Below are 18,631 nucleotides of genomic sequence, written 5' to 3' on the forward strand. Positions count from 1 at the left end.
GCTGTGGACCGACCACGTACCGCGTGAGACGGGGAGGATCCACCATGTCCGCACACCAGCTCGACCGCCGCCGCTTCCTGCGCGACAGCGCCGCCGGGGCCGCCGCGCTCACCGCCGCCGGGGCCGCCGCGCTCACCGCCGGTGGGCTCGTCGCCGGCCCGCCCGCCGCAGCCGCGCCGGCCACCGCGCCCGCCGCGACCCGGACCGCCCCCTCCGGGCCGGTCACCTTCCGCTGGTGGGGCACCTCCGGCTGGCGGATCGACATCGGCGAGCGGACCGTGCTGGTCGACCCGTACCTCAGCCGCTACGACACCGGCCTGTTCCGGGGCGCGTTCGATCCGGCCACCCCGCTGACCGTACGGTCGTCGGTGGTGGACTCCCTGGTGGACCGGGCCACCACCGTCCTGGTCACCCACACCCACTGGGACCACTTCAACGACGTGCCGTACATCGCCGGGCGCACCGGGGCCCGGGTCTTCGGCACGCTCACCGCCTACCACCTGGGCATCGCGTACGGGCTGCCGGCCGGGCAGCTCAGCCCGGTCTCCGGCGGCGAGGTGCTGGAGTTCGGCGACCACAGCGTCGAGGTGGTGGCCGCCCTGCACAGCCGCAACGCGTCGTGGTCGATGGCGTTCCCCGGCGTACGCCTCGGCCCGTCCGCGAAGCCGGCCACCATCGCCGACCTGCCCGAAGGCAACACCCTGGCGTACCAGCTGCGGGTCGACGGCGGGCCGTCGGTCTTCTTCATGGGCGCCAGCGACTTCGCCGCCCGCAACCTCACCGGCCTGGCGCCCGACGTGGCGATGGTGGCGCTGCCGGCCACCGGCTCGACCGCCGACTACGTGCCCCGGCTGATGGCGGCGCTGGAGCACCCGACGGTGGTGGTGCCGGTGCACTGGGACAACTTCGAGACCCCACTGACCAACCCGCCGGTCGTCGCCCCGAGCGACCGCAAACGCCTGGACGAGCTGGTCACGGCCGTACGCAAGGCGTCACCGCGCAGCCGGGTGCTGGTCCCCGAGTACGGCACCGCGTACCGCTTCTGAACGACGGCGGACCGGGACCGGACCCGGTCCCGGCCCCGCCGGTGTCACTTGGCGAGCGGCTGGCCCTGCTTGTCCTTGAACGAGCCGACCAGGATCATGATGAAGTCGATCAGCGTCCAGACACCCAGGCCACCGATGGTGAGCAGCTGCAGCACACCGGTGCCGATCTTGCCGGTGTAGAAGCGGTGCACACCGAGGGTGCCGAGGAAGAAGCAGAGCAACAGGGTGACGAGCCAGGACTTCTGGGTCGTGACGGGAGTGGTCACAGGGGGTCCTTTCACGAGGGATAGCCGCGGGAGCGTATCGGGGGCCCAGGTCAGAGGCAAGATCACGACTGCGGTGATCAGCCGGACGGACGAACCGGCCCCGACCGATGCGGTGCCCGGCAAACGCCTGCTCAGGGACCGGTCCGCCCCGGCGACCCGGTGCTACAGTCTGGCCGGCTCGGCGGCGCTCTCGGGGGGAGGGATCGGCGGTGACGACCTTCCGCGACACCCTGTCGCAACTGCTCAAGGCCCGCATCCCGGTGCTGCACGTCGAGTCGTACGAGGAACAGCGGGTGGTCGCCGAGATCACCGCGGTCGCCCACGACGCCGCCCGGGTACGCACCCCGCGCGGGGTGTGGATCTGGTCGGCGACCCACGGCCTGGTCGCCCCGGACGGCAGCCGCCGCAACGGCGCGGGCGAGCCGCAGGCCGCGCTCGACGCCGCGCTGCGGCTCGACGAACCGGCGGTCGTCGTCCTGCTCGACCTGCACCCGGCCCTCGGCGCCGGTGGCCGGCCCGCCGACCCCGGCGTGGTACGCCGGCTGCGCGACCTGGCCGCCGCCTACCGCTCCGGGCCGGTGCCGCGCACCCTGGTCCTGGTGTCACCGGTGCCGCACCTGCCCGGGGAGCTGGCCAAGGACGTCACCGCCGTCGACTTCCCGCTGCCCACCGAGGTCGAGATCCGGGCGGTGCTGGAAGGAATGATCGCCGCCAACACCGCCGGTGGACGGATCCGCATCGACCTCGACGCGCAGGGGCGCGAACGCCTGGCCAAGGCCGCCCTCGGGCTGACCCTGCACGAGGCGGAGAACGCCTTCGCCCGCGCCATGGTGGACGACGGCGTCCTCGACGCGCGCGACGTCGCCCTGGTGCACGAGGAGAAGCGCCAGGCGGTACGCCGCTCCGGCCTGCTGGAGTTCGTCGAGGCCGAGGTCGCGCTGGGCGACGTCGGCGGCCTGGAGAACCTGAAGCGCTGGCTGGCCAAGCGGGACGGCCTCTGGCTGGCCGAGGCCTCCGCGTACGGGCTGCCCGCGCCGCGCGGCGTCCTGATCACCGGGGTGCCGGGCTGCGGCAAGTCGCTGACCGCCAAGGCGGTCGCCGCCGCCTGGGGGCTGCCGCTGCTGCGCCTGGACATCGGCAAGGTCTTCGCCGGCCTGGTCGGCTCCAGCGAGCAGAACATGCGCGAGGCGATCCGCACGGCCGAGGCCGCCGCACCCTGCGTGCTCTGGCTCGACGAGATCGAGAAGGGCTTCGGCGGCGGCGCCGGCGGCGACTCGGGCACCTCGGGACGGGTCTTCGGCTCGTTCCTCACCTGGATGCAGGAGAAGACCCGGGCGGTCTTCGTCATCGCCACCGCCAACGACTTCGAGGGCCTGCCGCCGGAGCTGCTGCGCAAGGGGCGCTTCGACGAGATCTTCTTCGTCGACCTGCCGACCCGGGCCGAGCGCGCCTCGATCTGGGCCCTGCACGTGCAGCGCCGGCTGCGCCACCGGGCCGTCGCGGGCGCGCTCACCGTCGACCACGCGCTGCTCGCGGAGCTGGCCGAGCTGAGCGACGGCTACTCCGGCGCCGAGATCGAGCAGGCGGTGGTGGGCGCGCTGGTCGACGCGTACGCCGAGCGCCGGCCGCTGCGCCGCGACGACCTGTTGCGGGCACTGGTCAACATGGTGCCGTTGAGCGTCACCCAGGCCGAGCGGATCACCGCGGTACGCAACTGGGCGGAACACCGCGCGGTCGCCGCCACCGCCGCCGAGGACTGGGACCTGGACGCCCGCAGCGGGGCCGGTCCCGGGCGGCACGGCGGCCGCCCGGTGGAGTTCTGAGACACCGACCCGACGACGAGAGGATGCCGGTGAGCATCTCGCTGATACTCCTGCCCCTGGCGGTGGCCACGGTGACCGCCGCGCACACGGCCCGCGCCGACCGCGACGAGCGGGGCCGGGTGGTCTGCCAGGTGCAGACCCGGATGCGCGACGAGAACCTGCTGGCCGCCGCGCTGCGCGACACCGACGCCGTGGTCAGCGCCGACGCCGACGTGCTGACCGCCGACTGGTCCGGGGTACGCGCGGACTTCCGGCGTGACGCCGACGGCATCTGGACCGCGCACCTGACCGGCGAGGTGGACGACGCGCGGGCGGTCGAGATCGTCCAGGGCGTCGACGCCGCGTACGGGCGGCAGGTGCAGCGGGCGGTCCTGGAGCGGTTGCGCGCGCAGGCGCCGGCCGCCGGGCTGCGCCTGGAGTCGGAGCAGGTCACCGAGGACACCTCGGTGCGGCTGGTCTTCGCCGTCGAGGGGAGGTCGGCGTGAACGACCGGCCCCGTGTGGTGGTGACGGTGGGCCCGGACGGCGCGGTCAGCGCCGAGACCCGGGGTGTCCACGGTGACCGGTGCCTGGACTACGTCGCCGTGCTGGAGGACCTGCTGGCGGCCCGCGCGGTGCACAGCGCGTACACCGCCGACCACACCCGCGCCGGGGTGGACCTCCGGCAGGAGGAGCACGATGTCGACCGGGCCTGACGGGAGCTGGCAGCCGTTCCCGCCCGGCCCGCCGCCCGGCGCGTACGGCCCGGGCGGCCCGGCCACCCTCGGCCCGCCGCCCACGCCGTCGTCGGCGAATCCGGCGGCGAGCTGGAAGTGGCGGCTGCTGCACAGCTGGTGGCTGCTCCTGCCCATCATCGGGTGCGGCTGTCTCGGCGGCTTCGGCTTCCTCTACGTCGGACTGCGGGCCCGCCGCCCGGCCTGGTGGATCGCCGGCATCGGCTACGCGGTGCTCGGCTGGACCGCCCTGTTCCTGGCCGACGGCGACAAGGACAGCGTCCGGGGGGACATCTCGGCCTCGCTGGCGCTGGCGACCTGGGCCGCCTGCGTGGTGCACGGCATCCTGATCAACCCGGCCTGGCTGCGCTGGCAGGCCGGGTACCGGCCCTGGTACCGGCAGCCGCAGGGCGGGCCGGGCGGTCAGCCGCCGGTGCCGCCGCCGGTCGCGTCGTTCACCCCCTGGCCGCCCCCACCGGGATCGGTCGGCCCCGGCTTCCCGCCGGTCTCCGTGCCGCCGTCGCCCGCCGCGTCGTGGCCTGCGCCGGCCGCCCCGACGCCGCTCGGCGTGCCCGCCCCGACGACGCCGCCCGGCGTGCCCGCGCCGACGATGCCGCTCGGCGTGCCCGCGCCGACGATGCCGCTCGGCGTGCCCGCCCCCACGACGCCGCCCGGCGTGTCCGCGCCGACGACGTCCGCGCCGGCGATGCCGGCCGGGGCACCCGCGACGCCGGTCGCGCCGGTGTCCGGCGCTCCCGCGTCCGGCCCGCCCGCCGGGTCCACGGTGGACGTCAACACCGCGACCGCCGCGCAGCTCGGCGCCCTGCCCGGCTTCGACGCGGCCCGGGTGCACCGGGTGCTCGCCGAGCGGGACGCCCGTCGGGCCTTCGGCAGCGTCGCCGAGTTCGTCGCCGCCGCCGGCCTGGCCCCGCACGAGTACGCCCCGCTGCGGCACGTGCTGGTCTGCGCGCCACCTCCGTCACCGCCACCGGGGACCGGGCATGGACGCGTACTCGATTTCTGAGGCCGGCCCGGTCCGGCCGCCGGTCACGGGCCCGGTGGCGGTGGCCCGGTTCGTGGCCACCACCCGGGCCGAGGGGCCGGGCACCCGGACCGCCGTCTGGGTGCAGGGCTGCGCCATCCGCTGCCCCGGCTGCTTCAACCCACAGCTGTGGGGCTTCCGCGGCGGCGACCTGCTCGCCCCCGCCGACCTGCTCGCCCGGGTGCTCGCCGCCGACAGCGAGGGGCTGACGCTGCTCGGCGGCGAACCGTTCGACCAGGCCGCCGCCCTCGCCGAGGTCGCCGCCGGGGTACGCGACGCCGGCCGCTCGGTGATGACCTTCACCGGGTACACCACCGCCGGGCTGCGGCGCGCGGTCGACGGTGGCCGGACGGACGTGGCCGCCCTGCTGGCCGCGACCGACCTGCTGGTCGCCGGACCGTTCCGGGCCGACCTGGTCGACACCGGGCGGCCCTGGGTGGGCTCCACCAACCAGGAGTTCGTCCTGCTCTCCGACCGCTTCCCCGGGCTGCTCGACGAGCTGCGGCGCACCCCGGACCGGGTGGAGGTGCTGGTCGACCCGGCCGGCCGGGTCAGCGTCAACGGCTGGGCCGAGCTGGACGCGCTGGACGACCTGCTCGCCACGGCCCAGCTCCGGCGCGCCGGGCCGGCGGCCGGAGTGGTCCCCGGCGGCCGGTGATCCCGCTCGGGTGCCGGTCGTGCCGCCGTCGCCGACGCGACCCTGCTGACCCGCGGGTGGTCCCCGGGGCGGCTCAGAGCTGACGGATCGCGGTGGAGTTGACCCGGAAGCCGACCGTCGCCTCGACGATCCGCTCCACCAGCTCGGCCTTGCGGATGCCGGCCACCCCGCGCAACCCGAGCCGGGCCGCCAGTGCCCGCAGGTCCCGGCCCGACCAGCCGGCGAGGTACGCCGTACCGTCCTGGCGGGTGGACAGCGCGGCCAGCGCCGCCACCGCCCGGTCCGGGTCGACGACCGGCGCGACCGGCCGACGCGGCGCGGGCGGGCGGGCGCCGGCCGGGGGCGCCGTGACGGGCACCACCGCCAGCCGGGCCCGCCCCTCGGCCAGCGCGGCCACCTCGGCGGCCGGCAGGTCGGCCACCAGCTCCGCGAGGCGGATCAGCAGCGCGGCGGTGACGGCCGGGTCGGTCACGCCGCCACCTCGGCCGGTTGCAGGTGCGCGATGAACTCGGTGGTGATCTGGCGCAGCTCCTCCTGCACGGCCGGCAGCCCCACCCGGGGACGCAGCACCGCCGGCACGCCGCGCGGGGTGTTCGCGGCGAACAGGGTGACGTTCTCCCGCAGCACGGTCGGGAAGACCGGCAGGCCGAGCGCGCGGACCTGGTCCATGTAGCCCTGGTGCGCGGCGATCGGCTGCTGCGCGCTCAGGTGGATCATGGTGAACACCACTCCGGCGATGCCGGGGGCCACCTTCTGGTGCCGGCGGATCGTGGCGAAGCGCCGCGCGTCGGCGTTGTAGCGGTCGACCAACTCCCGGACGTTGCCGCAGAGGTAGTCGATGCCGAGGGTGGAGAGGTAGTCGGCCTTCGCCGGGATGAGCAGGTGGTCGCTGGCGATGATGGCCGACTGGGTGACCACGTTGAAGTTCGGCGGACAGTCGATCAGCACCAGGTCGTAGCCGCCCAGCGCCTCGTCGTGCAGCCCTTCGGCGAGCGAGCCGCGCACCCGGAACAGCTCCCGGTCGTACTCCTCGCCGTCGGCCACGCCCCGGGCCAGGGCCAGGTCGATGTCGGTGAGGCCGAGGTGCGAGGCGATCAGATCGAGTCGTCCCGCGCCGGACAGGTGGGCGTTGGCCGGGCCGGGAGAGACCACCAGCTCACCCAGGGTGACCGCCGGGGTGTCGCCGCGCAGCCCGTCGTACCACCGCTTCACGGTGCGCCCGTCGCGCAGCCGCTCCCGCCAGTCGTCGGGATCGTAGAAGCTGAAGGTCAGGCTGGTCTGCGGGTCGAGGTCGACCAGCAGCACCTTCATCCCCCGGTTGGCCAGCTCCGCACCGAGGTTGGCGGTCAGGGTGGTCTTGCCCACCCCGCCCTTGTAATTGATCACTGACACCACGTACACCGACGGCACCTCCCCAGACGGGGGAACCGTAGCGGGCGCGGCCTAGTCTGACCATCCATGATGGCGACTCGCGACGGTCACGCTGTGCGACCGGCAGTCAGGTACGCCGCCGGTGTGGGCCTCGCCGTCGTCGCGGCCGTGCTCTGGGCGGTCGGCATGACCGTCCTGCAACCGCTCACCGAGCCGGTCGGGCCGTGGTCCGAGACGCTGCCCGGCAACAACACCTACTGGGCCCGCGACCTGCGGTTCCTGGCGATCCTGGCGGTCGCGGCCGGGCTGGTGCTGGCCGGCGGCGGCCGGCGCGACGCGGCGGTGCCGGCGGTGCTGCTCGCCGGCGGCTGGCTGGCCGTGGACGTCGCCGTCGACCGGGCCGACCCGTACGGCGCCGGTGCGACCGTCGCGCTCGCCGTCGCCGGCTGCCTGGCCGTCGCCGCCACCGCCACCCTGGTACGCCGACCGGCCCGCGCCGCGCCCGACCGGCCGGTGCTGGCCGGGACGGCCTGCGTGGCGGCGGTGCTCGTGCTGGTCGCCACGCTGATCGAGTCACCCACCGACCGGGAGCCGGAACTCGACCCGGCGGCGCTGGCCACCGCCGGGCTGCTGCTCGCGCTGACCGTGGCGGGCGCGCTGGCCGCCGCGCCCGCGTCACCGTCGCCCGGCACGCGGCGCCCCGACGGCTCCCCGCTTCCGGTGACCGCCGAACGTCGTCGGCGCTACGCCGTCGCGGCCGGGATCGCCGTCGTGGGCCTGGTCGGCCTGGTCCTGGTCCGGGCGGTCGAGCCCGGACACCGGCTGACGCCCGCCGCCGCGCTCGGCACGGTCCTGCTGGCCGGGGTCACCCTGCTGGCGTGGGACTGGCCGGACGGCCGCCCCACGTGGTGGCGGCACGGGCTGGCCACCCTCGTCGCTGCGGTCCTCCCGGTGGGGCTGATGGTCGCCGTCGCCGTGGTCACCGGGATGCTGCGCCTGGCGGCGCCGCTGACCGCCCTCGCCGGCAACAGCCCGATCAACAGCGCCGACTCCGACGTCCTGCTGTCGCTGTCCGGGCTGCTCGCCGGCCTCGGCACGGCGCTGCTGCTGGCCCGCCCCGCCACCCTCGGTCAGGCGCCGACGCCCCCGGAGCCGCCCCTGCGGGCCAGCGCCGAGCGGCGGTAGCCGTACACGGCGTAGATGACCGCGCCGAGCAGGAACCAGACTGCGAACCGCAGCCAGGTCACCGGAGCCAGGAAGGTGATCAGCCAGACCGAGAAGAGCGCGCCGAGCGCCGGCACCACCGGCATGCCCGGCAGCCGGAACGTGCGCGGCGCGTCCGGGCGGCGGTAACGCAGCACGATCACCGCGATGCAGACCACCACGAACGCCAGCAGGATGCCGATGTTGGTCAGCTCCGCCGCCTCCCGGATCGGCAGGAAGCCGGCGATCAGCGCCGAGCCCACCCCGACGATCCAGGTGACCCGCACCGGCACCCGGCGGACCGGGTGCACCTTGGCGAACCAGGCCGGCAGCAGCCCGTCCCGGCTCATCGAGAACCACACCCGGGTCACCCCGAGCATGAAGGTGAACATCACGGTCAGGATGCCGATGATCGCGCCGACCGCGATGACGCTGGCCAGGCCGGAGAGGCCCACCGAGGCGAACGCCGAGGAGAAGCCGCTCTCCGGGTCGATCTCCCGGTAGTTCTGCATGCCGGTGAGCACCAGCGTGGCCAGCACGTACAGCACCATCGAGATGGCCAGCGAGTAGATGATGGCCTTCGGCATGTGCCGGCGGGCGTCCTTGGACTCCTCGGCGGCGGTGCTCATCGCGTCGTACCCGAAGACGGCGAAGAAGACGGTGGCCGCGCCGGTGAACGCCCCGGCGATGCCGAACGGGAAGAACGGCGAGTAGTTCGCGGTCCTGACGTAGAAGAAGCCGACCACGATGACCAGCAGCACCACGGCCACCTTCAGGCCGACCACGAACGTCTCGAAGCGGGCCGCCGTCTTGATGCCCCGGGTCAGCAGGTAGGCGATGAAGAGGCAGAGGATCACGGCGAACAGGTCGACCACGTGACCCTCGCCGGTGCCCGGCGCGCCGAGCATCCACGCCGGCAGCCCCACGCCCAGCTCACCGACGAGGAAGCCGAAGTAGCCGGAGATGCCGATCGCCACCACCGCCACGATGGCGGTGTACTCCAGCAGCAGGTCCCAGCCGATGAACCAGCCGACCGCCTCGCCGAGCACCGCGTACCCGTAGGTGTAGGCCGAGCCGGCCTTCGGGATCATGCCGGCGAACTCGGCGTACGACAGCGCCGCCGCCGCGCTGGCCAGTCCGGCGATCAGGAACGACACCAGCACGGCGGGGCCGGCCGTCTCGCTGGCCACCGCCCCGGCCAGGGCGAAGATGCCGGCCCCGATGATGCCGCCGACGCCGATCGCGGTGAGCTGCCACAGCCCCAGTGAGCGGGCCAGCGCCGCGCCCTCCACCTCGTCGACGATCTCCTCGACGGGCTTGCGTCGGAAGATCCCCGTGCCGTTGCCTGCGGAGGCCATCGTCGTCCCCTTCACCGATCGGCGTGGAGTCCCGTGGGGGACGTATGCCCCAACGACCTGACCCGCGTGCGGGTCACTCAGCGACCGGGAGGACCACCTCGTTGCGGCGCAGGAACCACGGCTTCCACGGCGGGTCGAAGCGGGCGTACCGGATCGCGCCCGACGGGGTCAGGCCGGCCGCGGTCACCGCCCGGCCCAGCGCGGTGGCCCGCCGGCCGAACGCCTGCTCCGTCCAGCGACCGGAGAAGCGGACGGCGGCGGCGAGCTGCCCGGGGACCTCCCGGACGGTGATCCGCGGGTCCTGCGGCTCGGGCGCGGTGGCCGTGGACAGGCCCGCCGGCAGCACGAACCGCACCAGCCAGCAGCCGGGCCGGTCGCCCTCCTCCTGCACGACCGGCGCGGTCATCGCGATCCGCTCGGCGCCGGCGGTCTCCTGCACCACGGGGGCGGTCATGGCGACCGTCCGCCGGGACCGGTTGGCCCCGGAGAGGTACCCGAGCAGCGGGCGGAACGCAGCCTTGCCCGCCTCGACGAGCGTCCCCTCCACCCGTATCTCGGCGACCAGGTGGGCCGGGTACCGACGCAGCTCGAAGCCCGGGTGCCTGGCCACCACCCGGTACGGCTGCTGCTCGGTCATCAGGCACGCTCCCGGGCCGTCAGGGCTCCTCCACCCGCACGCTACCGCTCGCCGGCGTCCGGCTCGGGGTGAAGCGGAACCTCCGCCGGCCGCCAGTACTGCCGTCTGCCCTCGTCGCGCACGACCACACCGAGCCGGGCCAGTTCGGCGCGCAGCTCGCGGGCCTCCCCGCCGCGGCCGGCGTCCAGGGCCCGCTGCCGGGCCCGCAGCAGCGCGTCTCCGCCGGGCGGCAGCCCCGGCAGTCCCGCCACCCACCGCCGGTACGCCTGCCGGTGCGGGTCCTGCTCGACCCACGGCCAGCCGTGCCCGGTGAACGCCGCCCGCAGCCGGTCCCGGGCCAGGTCCGACTTCTCCCGGGCCAGCTCCGCGCCGTCGGCGTCCAGCAGCACCAGCGCCTTGCCGTCGAGGAAGACGGCGCTCACCCCGGCCCGGTCGACGTCGTGCCCATGCCCGTCGCGGTGCAGCCGCACCCCGGTGCGGCCCACCGTCACGGTGAGCCGCTCCCGGGTGCCGACGTACGCCACCAGCAGCCCGGCCAGCGCCGGCACCCCCGTGCCGCCGGCGTACGCCTGGGCCTCGGGCAGCCCGGCCAGCAGCGCGAACCAGCCCTGGAACGGCACCCAGGGCAGGTCGGCGAGCCACCCCGCAGCGGCGGTGAGCGCAGCGCCCAGACCGGCCCCGAGCAGCGGGAACCCGCCCCACATGACCACCAGCTCCCCGACCCCGCCGCCGACCACCGTGGCGGTGCCGTGCCCCTGGGCGTCCACGCTCAGGACACCTCCCGCCGCAGGGTGCGGACCAGCCCGGCGGCCAGCGGCACGACCATCCAGACCAGGAGCGAGACCGCCAGCCGCCCCCACTGGCCGGCGGTGACCTCGACGCCCAGCAGCGGCTCCATGGTCACCGAGGTGTCCAGCCACGCCGCCGGCCGGTGCAGCGCCCGCACCATTGCCGACAGGATGCTCCACACGGTCGGCAGCAGCAGGTACGTGACGATCGCCAGCGGGGTGTTCAGCAGCAGCAGGCCGAAGCCCGCGCCCATCAGCACGTTCGCCACCTGCAACACGGCCGCGTGCGGCAGCAGCCGCCAGTCGAGGTTCCATTCGCCCGCGCCGCCGGTGGCCCCGGCGAGCAGCGTGCCGACGGCGGCGACGGCCAGGCTGACCCCGACCGAGGCCAGCGCCGCCAGCACCACCGCGACGAGCTTGGCGACCACCACCCGTTCCCGGCGTGGGACCAGGGCGAACGTGGTCAACGCGGTGCGCTGCGACCACTCCGCGCAGATGGACAGGATGCCGAGCACCGGCAGGAGCAGCCCGACCGGCAGCAGCGACGGGACGAAGAACGCGGTGAACGTCTGCTCGGCGTCGTCGAGGACGAACAGTTGCACGGTGACGATGCCGGCGGCGATCAGCCCGATGGTGGCCAGCAGCCAGCGTCCGGCCCGCGTGTCGGCGAGCTTGCGCAGCTCCACCCCGGTGAGCCGGGCAAGGGACGGCCCGTCGGCCACCGGGCGGCGGTCGGTGACGGCGGGTGCGGTGATGGTGGTCATTTGACGGCTTCCTTCGTCGACGCGCCGGCGGTGAGGGTGAGGAAGAGCTGTTCGAGGCCGCCGCTGCCGGCGGGACGCAGCTCGGTGAGGACCAGTCCGGCGTCGGCGGCGACCTGCCCCACGGCGCCGGGCTCGGCCCGGACCAGGAAGCCGCCGTCGGTCCCGGCGGTGGCGCGCAGGCCGACCCGGTCCAGGGTCAGCCGCAGGGCGTGCGGGTCTCGGCCACGGACCAGGGTGCCGGCGCCGGCCAGCAGCTCGTCCTTGCCGCCGGCGGCGACCACCCGGCCGCCGCCGATCACCACGACCCGGTCGGCGACCGCCTCCACCTCGCGCAGCAGGTGGGAGGAGAGCAGCACGGTGCCACCCCGATCGGCGAAGTCGCGCAGCAGGCCGCGCATCCAGAAGATGCCCTCCGGGTCGAGGCCGTTGGCCGGCTCGTCGAGGATCAGCACCCGGGGGTCACCCAGCAGCGCCAGCGCCAGGCCGAGCCGCTGCCGCATCCCGAGCGAGTACGCCCCGACCCGCCGCTTCGCCGCCGTCGCGTTCAGCCCGACCAGATCGAGGACCGCGCCCACCCGCCCGTGGTCCACGCCCATCGTCCGGGCGGCCAGGGTCAGCGCCTCCCGGCCGGTGCGCCCGGCGTGCTGCGCCGAGGCGTCCAGCAGCACCCCGACCTCCCGCCCGGGGTTGGGCAGCTCCCGGTACCGGCGGCCGGTGACGGTGGCACCGCCGGAGGTCGGCGGGGTCAGCCCGCAGATCATCCGCATGGTGGTGGACTTGCCGGCGCCGTTCGGGCCGAGGAACCCGGTCACCGTGCCCGGTTCGCAGTGGAACGAGACGTCGTCGACGGCGACGTGCGGGCCGTACCGTTTGGTGAGGTGTTCGACCGTGATCATGGCGTCGAGCCTGCCCGCGCCACCCGGCCACGCGCTGCGGCCGGCGGTCGAGAGCCACCCATACCTCGGTCTACCGGCAGCCTTCGACTTTGGTAGGTGTCGCCGGCGCGGGACGGCTTCCTAGCATGGAGCGGTGAGCAGCGCCGTCGTCGTACCCGATCATCCCTGGCTGCTGCCGGGATCCCTCGCCCCCGCCTCCCGAGTGGCCCGCCGGACACCCCGGGACTGGCTGGTCGACGGCCTGCTCTTCCTGCTCTCCCTGGCCTGGGCGGTGCTCGCCTTCGGCGACTCGCTCGGGCCGGAGCCGGAGATGGCCCTCAACGCCGGGCCGTCCTGGCTCAACGAGGTCGACCTGGTGCTCGGGGTGTGGGCCTCCACCGCCCTGTGGCTGCGCCGGCGCTGGCCGGTCGGGCTGGCCGTGGTCACCCTGCCGCTGATCCTCTTCTCGGTCAGCGCGTCGGTGGCCCTGGTGGTCATCCTCTTCACGGTGCTGGTGCACCGCCCGCTGCCGGTGGCGGCGGCGCTGACCGCCGTGCACCTGCTGAGCAGCCCGGTGTTCCTCGCGGTCCGCCCCGATCCGGCGATGCCGTACTGGGCCTCGGTCGCGTTCACGGTGCTGGTGATCGGTGTGATCGTGGCCTGGGCGCTCTTCGTCCGGGCCCGCCGTCAGCTTGTGCTGTCGCTGCGCGAGCGCGCGGACCGGGCCGAGGCCGAGCAGCAGCTGCGGGTCGCCCAGGCCCGGCAGCTGGAGCGCACCCGCATCGCCCGGGAGATGCACGACGTGCTGGCGCACCGGATCTCCCTGCTCAGCCTGCACGCCGGGGCCCTGGAGTTCCGTCCCGACGCGCCCGCGGAGGAGGTCGCGAAGGCGGCCGGGGTGATCCGGGCCAGTGCGCACGCCGCCCTGCAGGACCTGCGCGAGGTGATCGGGGTGCTGCGCGCCGAGTCCGGCGCCGCCGAGACGGCCACCCCGGAACGCCCGCAGCCGACCCTCGGCGACCTGCCGGCGCTGGTGGCGGAGTCCCGGGCGGCCGGGGTGCGGGTCGGCGTGGTGGACGCGGTCGCCGACGCCGCGGCCGTGCCTGCGGCGGTCGGGCGCAGCGCGTACCGGATCGTGCAGGAGGGGCTGACCAACGCCCGCAAGCACGCGCCGGGGGCGCTGGTGTCGGTCCAGCTCGCCGGACGCCCCGGCGACGGTCTGGCCGTCGAGATCCGCAACCCGTGGCCGGTCGGCGAGCCACCGGCCCCGGCGATCCCGGGCACCGGCACCGGCCTGGTCGGCGTCGCCGAGCGGGTCAGCCTCGCCGGTGGCCGGCTGGAGCACGGGCGGGACGCCACCGGCGACTTCCGGCTCGCCGCCTGGCTGCCCTGGCCGGCGTCGTGAGCGCGGGGGAGCAGGCGCCGGTCCGGGTGCTGATCGTGGACGACGACGCGCTGGTCCGGGCCGGACTGTCGATGATCCTCGGCGGGGCGCCCGACGTGCGGGTGGTCGGCGAGGCCGCCGACGGCGCGGAGGTGCCGGCCGCCGTCGAGGCGTACGCGCCGGACGTGGTGCTGATGGACATCCGGATGCCCCGGGTCGACGGGCTGACCGCCACCGAGGCGCTGCGCGCGGGCCCCTGCCCGCCCGAGGTGCTGGTGTTGACCACGTTCGACGCCGACGAGCAGGTGCTGCGCGCGCTGCGCGCCGGGGCGGCCGGCTTCCTGCTCAAGGACACCCCGCCCGCCGAGATCGTCCGGGCGGTGCGCCGGGTGGCGGCGGGGGAGGCCACCCTCTCCCCGACGGTGACCCGCAAGCTGATCACGCACGTGACCGCCGTGGCCGCGCCGTCCGGGCCGGATCCGCGCCGGCAGCGGGCGCTGCGGCTGCTCGACGGGCTCACCGGGCGGGAACGGGAGGTCGCGCTCGCCCTCGGGCAGGGCCGCACCAACGCGGAGATCTCGGCGGAGCTGTTCATGAGCGTGGCGACGGTGAAGGCGTACGTGTCCCGGCTGCTGACCAAGTTGGAGCTGAACAACCGGGTGCAGGTGGCGCTGCTGGTGCACGACGCCGGCCTGGTCTGAGCCCTCCGACGACCTTCTCACCGCCTGGCGCGATTGAACTCCTGCCCGCTGTGGGCCGTACCACTGCCCGAGGATGCGCTGCGGCGGACAGCCGCAGTCGCTGGCGAGCTGCGGGAGGCCTGCCGTGCGAGTTGGTGAGCAGTCGACGGACCCCATCGATCTGATCCTGGGCGAGGTGCCGGTGCCGGCGCCGCTGACGCCGGAGGACGTCCGGCTCGCGGTGCGGGCGGTGGTCGTGCACGCCGCCGAGGAGTGGCCCAACGGGCCGCTGTGCCGCAACGACGGCGCGTCGTACCCCTGCCGGCTGCATCGCTGGGGCCGGCGGGTGCTGGAGAACCACGGGCTCAACGACCGTCAGATCGAGGCCCTGATCCGGCACGGGAACCCGTTCGTGCACGTGCCGTTCCCCTTCACCTACGGCAGCCCGGCCCAGGGCCGGGCCGCCACCCCACCGGCCCGGCAGGCGCCCGGCTACCCGGCGCGCAGCCAGGCCGGGTCCGCCGGCTACCCGCCGCGCAGCCAGGCCGGCCGGGTCGGCGCACCGGGGACCCGGCCCGCCCTCCGGCCCGGCGGGCCCGGCCGGCCGGTGGCACCCCCCGCCACCGCGCCGCGCTGGCCCCGGGCGAGCTGAGCGGAGGTACGACCGCCGGCGGCGCCCGGGCGCCACGACGCCGGCCCGGACCGGGGTGGGAGAGCCCGGTCCGGGCCGGCGTCGACGTTCCCGCGCCGGATCAGTCGGCGGCGCCGACCCCGCAGTCCGGGGCCGACCAGCTCGTGGTGTTGCGGGTCCGGTCGCGGTCGTTCTCCCGCCGCGAGTCGACGTGCACGTGGCTGTCGTGGTTGGTGTATCCCGGGCCGTAGATGCCGCTGAAGCCGTGGCTGCGGGCCGCCCGGGCGACGTCGCACAGCGAGCGCGACCGGGAGACCAGGTCGGCGGCGTTGCCGTAGAGGTGCTGGCTGTCGGACGCGCCGCCCACCCGGCGGTTGCAGGCGATGTCACGGAAGCCGCTGGTCACGTTGAGCGGCCGGTCGCCGAGGCTGCGGCGCAGCGCCTCCAGCTTCCACATGGTGCGCAGCGCGTTGGCCCGGGTCTCGCCGGCCGGCAGCGGGCCTCCCGTCCATCCGCTCTGGCCGCAGCCGTCGTCCAGCTCGGTGTAGCTGAAGTGGGCGGGGGTGCAGTCGTCGTCCTGCAACTGGTAGAGCTTGGCGAAGGTCTGCCGGCCGGCGATGCCGTCGCTACGCAGCCCGTAGGCGCTCTGGAAGCGGCGTACCGCGGCGGCGGTCTCGGCGCCGTACCGGCCGTCGACGCGGACGATCCCGCCGCTGCCGGCCCACCCGGCGACCCGGATCTGGAGTTGACGGACGTCCTCGCCGGAGCGCCCCGGCGCGAGGGTGCGCTGCCAGGTGTAGCAGCCGTCGGCGTGGGCCGCCGGCGCGGCGACCACCACGGCGATCGCGGCCCCGGGCAGTGCCAGGGCGCATGCGACGAGGGCCCGTTTCAGGGTGTGTACGCGCACGGATGTCCTCCCGGTAGGAGAGCGATGGGGTGTCGATCGGGACATCGACCGAGACGTCCCGGCGCTTTCACCCTGACAGCTCTTCTGCCGTTTCGAGGCGGTTGATGAGAATTGTTCTCACGATTGCTTGTTGCTGGGCATTCCCTGGGAATTGCGGCGAATTGCGATACGGCCGAGCCGCCCGACAGTTCGCAATCGGCACAGGGCGCACCACACGGCGACGGCAACCCGAAAACACCCGTCCGGTCACCCGGGGTGACTGCCGGCCCGTGACCGGCGACCGGTAACGTCGGTCCCGGCGCGCGGCGCGCGGCGACGGGGGAGGTGGACGTGGCACGTGGTGGCGTCTTCTGCGTCGAGGGTCAGTGGCACCGGGACCTGCACGAGCGCGGATCGGTCCTGCCCACCCTGGAACTGTTGGAACGGCTCGGCAAGATCCGCTTCATCCACAAGGACGCCGCCACCCGCGACGAGCTCTTCTACTTCGTCGACCGCTGGCTGCTCAAGCAGTACGCCGACTACCGGGTCGGCTTCTTCGCCATGCACGGGGAGCCGAGCCGACTCTGCCTCACCGACTGGGACTCGGTGGCCCTCACCGACGTCGCCGAACGGATGGCCGGGCGCTGCGAGGGGCGGCGGCTCTACTTCGGCAGCTGCTCGGTGCTGCGCGCCTCCGACGCCACCCTGCGCGACTTCCTCGACACCACCGGAGCGGCGCTGGTCTGCGGCTTCACCCGGGAGGTCGACTGGGTGGAGTCGGCGGCCTTCGAGACGGTGCTGCTCGACGTGCTCGCCAACGGCCAGCGGCACAACGCCGCCGAGCTGCGGATGGGCTCGGCGCACTGGGCGCCGCTGGCGGCGTACCTCGGGTTCCGGGTGATCTACGCCAACGGCCGGGCCTGGCGGCCCACGGTCCGCCCCCGGGTTCCGGCGCAGAGTACGCCGGGTCGTGTCGCCGGCCGGTCCCGCTGACCCGCGCCCGCGATCCGCTGACCCGCGCCCGCGATCCGCTGACCCGCGCCCGCGATCCGCTGACCCGCGCCCGCGATCCGCTGACCCGCGCCCGCGATCCGCTGACCCGCGCCCGCGGCCCGGGGGTGCCCGCACGCCGGACGCCGCCGAGTGGGCCGAGGCCGGCGTGCCACCGCTGCGCCGTGCTACAGACTTGAGTACAGATGTGGGTCAGGGCGCGTTCCCCGGCTGAGTCACATCCGTACTCAAGTCTGTAGCGTCACCCGACCAGCCTCCCCCCTCCCGGCTCCGGGTGGCCGCCGCCCTCCCGCCGGGCCGCCTCCACCGGGCCGGCGCGGGGCCGGCCTGGTAGAACCGAGGCATGGCACGCAGCATCGCGAGCAACACCCGGGTCGACCGGGACGCCCTGATCGAGTTCCTCCGGCCCCGGCACCGGGTCGTGCTGATGACCACCCGGTCCGACGGGCGTCCGCAGTCCTCCCCGGTCTCCTGCGGCGTCGACGGCGAGGGCCGGCTGGTGATCTCCACCTACCCGGAACGGGCCAAGGTGCGCAACATCCGGCGCGACCCGAGGGTCTCCGCCTGTGTGCTCTCCGACGACTGGAACGGCCCCTGGGTGCAGGTCGACGGCACCGCCGAGGTGCTCGACCTGCCGGAGGCGCTGGAGCCGCTGGTGGAGTACTTCCGCAGCATCTCCGGCGAGCACCCGGACTGGGACGAGTACCGCGCGGCCATGGTGCGGCAGGGCAAGTCGCTGATCCGGGTCACCGTCGACAGTTGGGGGCCGATCGCCACCGGCGGCTTCCCGGCCCGCCTCGCCGACTGACCGCCCCGGCACTCAGTACGCGGCGGTGAAGCGCATGTTCTCGAAGCGCGGGTTCTCGATCTCGTCGACGATCGCCACGGCCAGGTCCTCGTAGGTCAGCACCGAGCGCCCCTGGTCGTCCACCACCGGGTGCTCGGTGCCGGTGCGGTAACGGCCGGTCCGTTCGCCCGGGTGGAACTCCAGCGGCGGCGGGGAGACGTACGTCCAGGTCACCCCGTCGGCCGAGGAGCGGTACGAGGCCAGCGCATCGGCCTGCCCCAGCGCCGCGTCCCGGTACTCCTCGGGGAAGTCCGGCTCCTCCAGCAGCGGGGTGTCCTTCGGCGTCAGCAGGGTCGCCCCGCCGCCGACGTGGATCACCCGGGGCGGGTCCGGCACGTCCCGCAGGACGGTGATCAGGGTCTGCGCCGCGTCCCGCCAGAGCGCCCGCTCGCCGCCGCCCACCGCCACCACGATGACGTCGGCCGCGCCGGCCAGGTCCCGGACGCTCTGCGCCGAGGTGGCGTCCCCGGTCACCAGGTTCACCCCGGCGGGCAGCCAGGTGACCGCCTCCGGGCGGCGCACCGCCGCGGTGACCCGGTGCCCGCGCGCCACCGCCTCGGCGACGATCCGCGAGCCCGCGGTGCCGCCGGCGCCGTACACCACGACGTTGCTCATGCCGTCCAGGCTATGGACCGACCCGCCCGCCCGT

Annotated in this window: 22 protein-coding genes; 12 read left to right on the plus strand and 10 right to left on the minus strand. The window is 75.0% G+C overall.

The window, feature by feature from the left end; translation table 11 throughout:
* Positions 1 to 44: 44 nt before the first annotated feature.
* Positions 45 to 1,046: an MBL fold metallo-hydrolase gene (locus tag GA0070614_RS21535; protein WP_088977660.1), complete on the plus strand. Its 1,002-nt coding sequence runs from the start codon at positions 45 to 47 to the stop codon at positions 1,044 to 1,046.
* A gap of 44 nt (positions 1,047 to 1,090) precedes the next feature.
* On the opposite strand, the gene GA0070614_RS21540 is transcribed toward GA0070614_RS21535, so the two are convergent.
* Positions 1,091 to 1,312 (minus strand): TM2 domain-containing protein, encoded by a 222-nt coding sequence (locus GA0070614_RS21540; RefSeq protein WP_088977661.1) that lies wholly within the window; start codon positions 1,310 to 1,312, stop codon positions 1,091 to 1,093.
* Between the two features lie 209 nt (positions 1,313 to 1,521).
* Here GA0070614_RS21540 and GA0070614_RS21545 point away from each other — a divergent pair, with 209 nt between their 5' ends.
* The 5 genes from GA0070614_RS21545 to GA0070614_RS21565 are packed head-to-tail and all read left to right on the plus strand — an operon-like array spanning position 1,522 to position 5,547.
* A complete protein-coding gene (locus GA0070614_RS21545; RefSeq protein ID WP_231933354.1) occupies positions 1,522 to 3,135 on the plus strand; it encodes an AAA family ATPase in 1,614 nt (537 codons plus the stop codon).
* Between the two features lie 29 nt (positions 3,136 to 3,164).
* Positions 3,165 to 3,620, plus strand: a complete 456-nt coding sequence (locus tag GA0070614_RS21550; protein ID WP_088979575.1) for a hypothetical protein — start codon at positions 3,165 to 3,167, stop codon at positions 3,618 to 3,620.
* Entirely contained in the window at positions 3,617 to 3,829 is a 213-nt protein-coding gene (locus tag GA0070614_RS21555) for a DUF2997 domain-containing protein (protein WP_088977663.1), read from the plus strand. Before GA0070614_RS21550 ends, GA0070614_RS21555 begins: the two co-directional genes overlap by 4 nt.
* Complete coding sequence (locus GA0070614_RS31450; RefSeq protein ID WP_088977664.1) at positions 3,813 to 4,871, plus strand: ComEA family DNA-binding protein; 1,059 nt, start codon at positions 3,813 to 3,815, stop codon at positions 4,869 to 4,871. Before GA0070614_RS21555 ends, GA0070614_RS31450 begins: the two co-directional genes overlap by 17 nt.
* Positions 4,849 to 5,547, plus strand: a complete 699-nt coding sequence (locus tag GA0070614_RS21565) for a 4Fe-4S single cluster domain-containing protein (protein ID WP_088977665.1) — start codon at positions 4,849 to 4,851, stop codon at positions 5,545 to 5,547. Before GA0070614_RS31450 ends, GA0070614_RS21565 begins: the two co-directional genes overlap by 23 nt.
* A gap of 73 nt (positions 5,548 to 5,620) precedes the next feature.
* Here GA0070614_RS21565 and GA0070614_RS21570 read toward each other — a convergent pair whose 3' ends face one another.
* Complete coding sequence (locus GA0070614_RS21570) at positions 5,621 to 6,019, minus strand: Rho termination factor N-terminal domain-containing protein (protein ID WP_088977666.1); 399 nt, start codon at positions 6,017 to 6,019, stop codon at positions 5,621 to 5,623.
* On the minus strand, positions 6,016 to 6,948 hold the full coding sequence (locus GA0070614_RS21575; protein WP_157745064.1) for a ParA family protein: 933 nt from the start codon (positions 6,946 to 6,948) through the stop codon (positions 6,016 to 6,018). Before GA0070614_RS21575 ends, GA0070614_RS21570 begins: the two co-directional genes overlap by 4 nt.
* A gap of 84 nt (positions 6,949 to 7,032) precedes the next feature.
* On the opposite strand from GA0070614_RS21575, the gene GA0070614_RS21580 reads away from it, so the two are divergent.
* Positions 7,033 to 8,103: a hypothetical protein gene (locus tag GA0070614_RS21580; protein WP_157745065.1), complete on the plus strand. Its 1,071-nt coding sequence runs from the start codon at positions 7,033 to 7,035 to the stop codon at positions 8,101 to 8,103.
* Here the strand turns inward: GA0070614_RS21580 and GA0070614_RS21585 are convergent.
* The 5 genes from GA0070614_RS21585 to GA0070614_RS21605 all read right to left on the minus strand — a co-directional run bounded on the left by GA0070614_RS21585 (position 8,049) and on the right by GA0070614_RS21605 (position 12,564).
* Positions 8,049 to 9,479 carry an amino acid permease gene (locus GA0070614_RS21585; protein ID WP_088977669.1) on the minus strand — a complete coding sequence of 477 codons (1,431 nt, stop codon included), beginning with the start codon at positions 9,477 to 9,479 and terminating at the stop codon, positions 8,049 to 8,051. The genes GA0070614_RS21580 and GA0070614_RS21585 overlap by 55 nt on opposite strands.
* 73 nt (positions 9,480 to 9,552) lie before the next feature.
* On the minus strand, positions 9,553 to 10,116 hold the full coding sequence (locus tag GA0070614_RS21590) for an SOUL family heme-binding protein (RefSeq protein WP_088977670.1): 564 nt from the start codon (positions 10,114 to 10,116) through the stop codon (positions 9,553 to 9,555).
* 41 nt (positions 10,117 to 10,157) lie between these two features.
* Entirely contained in the window at positions 10,158 to 10,883 is a 726-nt protein-coding gene (locus tag GA0070614_RS21595; protein WP_088977671.1) for a YqeB family protein, read from the minus strand.
* A 2-nt stretch (positions 10,884 to 10,885) separates the two neighbouring features.
* Complete coding sequence (locus GA0070614_RS21600) at positions 10,886 to 11,668, minus strand: ABC transporter permease (protein ID WP_088977672.1); 783 nt, start codon at positions 11,666 to 11,668, stop codon at positions 10,886 to 10,888.
* Positions 11,665 to 12,564, minus strand: a complete 900-nt coding sequence (locus tag GA0070614_RS21605) for an ATP-binding cassette domain-containing protein (RefSeq protein WP_088977673.1) — start codon at positions 12,562 to 12,564, stop codon at positions 11,665 to 11,667. The genes GA0070614_RS21600 and GA0070614_RS21605 overlap by 4 nt, the downstream gene beginning before the upstream one ends.
* A 133-nt stretch (positions 12,565 to 12,697) precedes the next feature.
* On the opposite strand from GA0070614_RS21605, the gene GA0070614_RS21610 reads away from it, so the two are divergent.
* The 3 genes from GA0070614_RS21610 (at position 12,698) to GA0070614_RS21620 (ending at position 15,259) form a co-directional block, all read left to right on the plus strand.
* Positions 12,698 to 13,948 (plus strand): sensor histidine kinase, encoded by a 1,251-nt coding sequence (locus GA0070614_RS21610; protein ID WP_088977674.1) that lies wholly within the window; start codon positions 12,698 to 12,700, stop codon positions 13,946 to 13,948.
* Positions 13,924 to 14,628 (plus strand): response regulator, encoded by a 705-nt coding sequence (locus GA0070614_RS21615; RefSeq protein ID WP_088979576.1) that lies wholly within the window; start codon positions 13,924 to 13,926, stop codon positions 14,626 to 14,628. Before GA0070614_RS21610 ends, GA0070614_RS21615 begins: the two co-directional genes overlap by 25 nt.
* Before the next feature lie 124 nt (positions 14,629 to 14,752).
* Positions 14,753 to 15,259, plus strand: a complete 507-nt coding sequence (locus GA0070614_RS21620; protein ID WP_088977675.1) for a hypothetical protein — start codon at positions 14,753 to 14,755, stop codon at positions 15,257 to 15,259.
* A gap of 100 nt (positions 15,260 to 15,359) precedes the next feature.
* Here the strand turns inward: GA0070614_RS21620 and GA0070614_RS21625 are convergent, their stop codons facing one another.
* Positions 15,360 to 16,145 (minus strand): D-Ala-D-Ala carboxypeptidase family metallohydrolase, encoded by a 786-nt coding sequence (locus GA0070614_RS21625; protein ID WP_088977676.1) that lies wholly within the window; start codon positions 16,143 to 16,145, stop codon positions 15,360 to 15,362.
* Between the two features lie 330 nt (positions 16,146 to 16,475).
* Between GA0070614_RS21625 and GA0070614_RS21630 the strand changes: the two genes are divergently transcribed.
* Both GA0070614_RS21630 and GA0070614_RS21635 read left to right on the plus strand, forming a co-directional pair.
* Entirely contained in the window at positions 16,476 to 17,117 is a 642-nt protein-coding gene (locus GA0070614_RS21630) for a DUF6642 family protein (protein WP_088979577.1), read from the plus strand.
* A gap of 361 nt (positions 17,118 to 17,478) precedes the next feature.
* The gene (locus GA0070614_RS21635; protein ID WP_088977677.1) at positions 17,479 to 17,943 is read left to right on the plus strand and encodes a PPOX class F420-dependent oxidoreductase; all 465 of its coding nucleotides are present in this window, start codon (positions 17,479 to 17,481) and stop codon (positions 17,941 to 17,943) included.
* Between the two features lie 12 nt (positions 17,944 to 17,955).
* Here the strand turns inward: GA0070614_RS21635 and GA0070614_RS21640 are convergent, their stop codons facing one another.
* Positions 17,956 to 18,597: an NAD(P)-dependent oxidoreductase gene (locus GA0070614_RS21640; RefSeq protein ID WP_088977678.1), complete on the minus strand. Its 642-nt coding sequence runs from the start codon at positions 18,595 to 18,597 to the stop codon at positions 17,956 to 17,958.
* Between the last annotated feature and the right edge of the window lie 34 nt (positions 18,598 to 18,631).

This window comes from Micromonospora coxensis (assembly GCF_900090295.1).
Taxonomy (GTDB): domain Bacteria; phylum Actinomycetota; class Actinomycetes; order Mycobacteriales; family Micromonosporaceae; genus Micromonospora; species Micromonospora coxensis.

Coding starts and splice junctions, on each gene's coding strand:
- GA0070614_RS21535 (WP_088977660.1), top strand. CDS start 45: ATGTCCGCACACCAGCTCGACCGCCGCCGCTTCCTGCGCGACAGCGCC.
- GA0070614_RS31450 (WP_088977664.1), top strand. CDS start 3,813: ATGTCGACCGGGCCTGACGGGAGCTGGCAGCCGTTCCCGCCCGGCCCG.
- GA0070614_RS21565 (WP_088977665.1), top strand. CDS start 4,849: ATGGACGCGTACTCGATTTCTGAGGCCGGCCCGGTCCGGCCGCCGGTC.
- GA0070614_RS21585 (WP_088977669.1), bottom strand. CDS start 9,479: ATGGCCTCCGCAGGCAACGGCACGGGGATCTTCCGACGCAAGCCCGTC.
- GA0070614_RS21590 (WP_088977670.1), bottom strand. CDS start 10,116: ATGACCGAGCAGCAGCCGTACCGGGTGGTGGCCAGGCACCCGGGCTTC.
- GA0070614_RS21600 (WP_088977672.1), bottom strand. CDS start 11,668: ATGACCACCATCACCGCACCCGCCGTCACCGACCGCCGCCCGGTGGCC.
- GA0070614_RS21605 (WP_088977673.1), bottom strand. CDS start 12,564: ATGATCACGGTCGAACACCTCACCAAACGGTACGGCCCGCACGTCGCC.
- GA0070614_RS21635 (WP_088977677.1), top strand. CDS start 17,479: ATGGCACGCAGCATCGCGAGCAACACCCGGGTCGACCGGGACGCCCTG.
- GA0070614_RS21640 (WP_088977678.1), bottom strand. CDS start 18,597: ATGAGCAACGTCGTGGTGTACGGCGCCGGCGGCACCGCGGGCTCGCGG.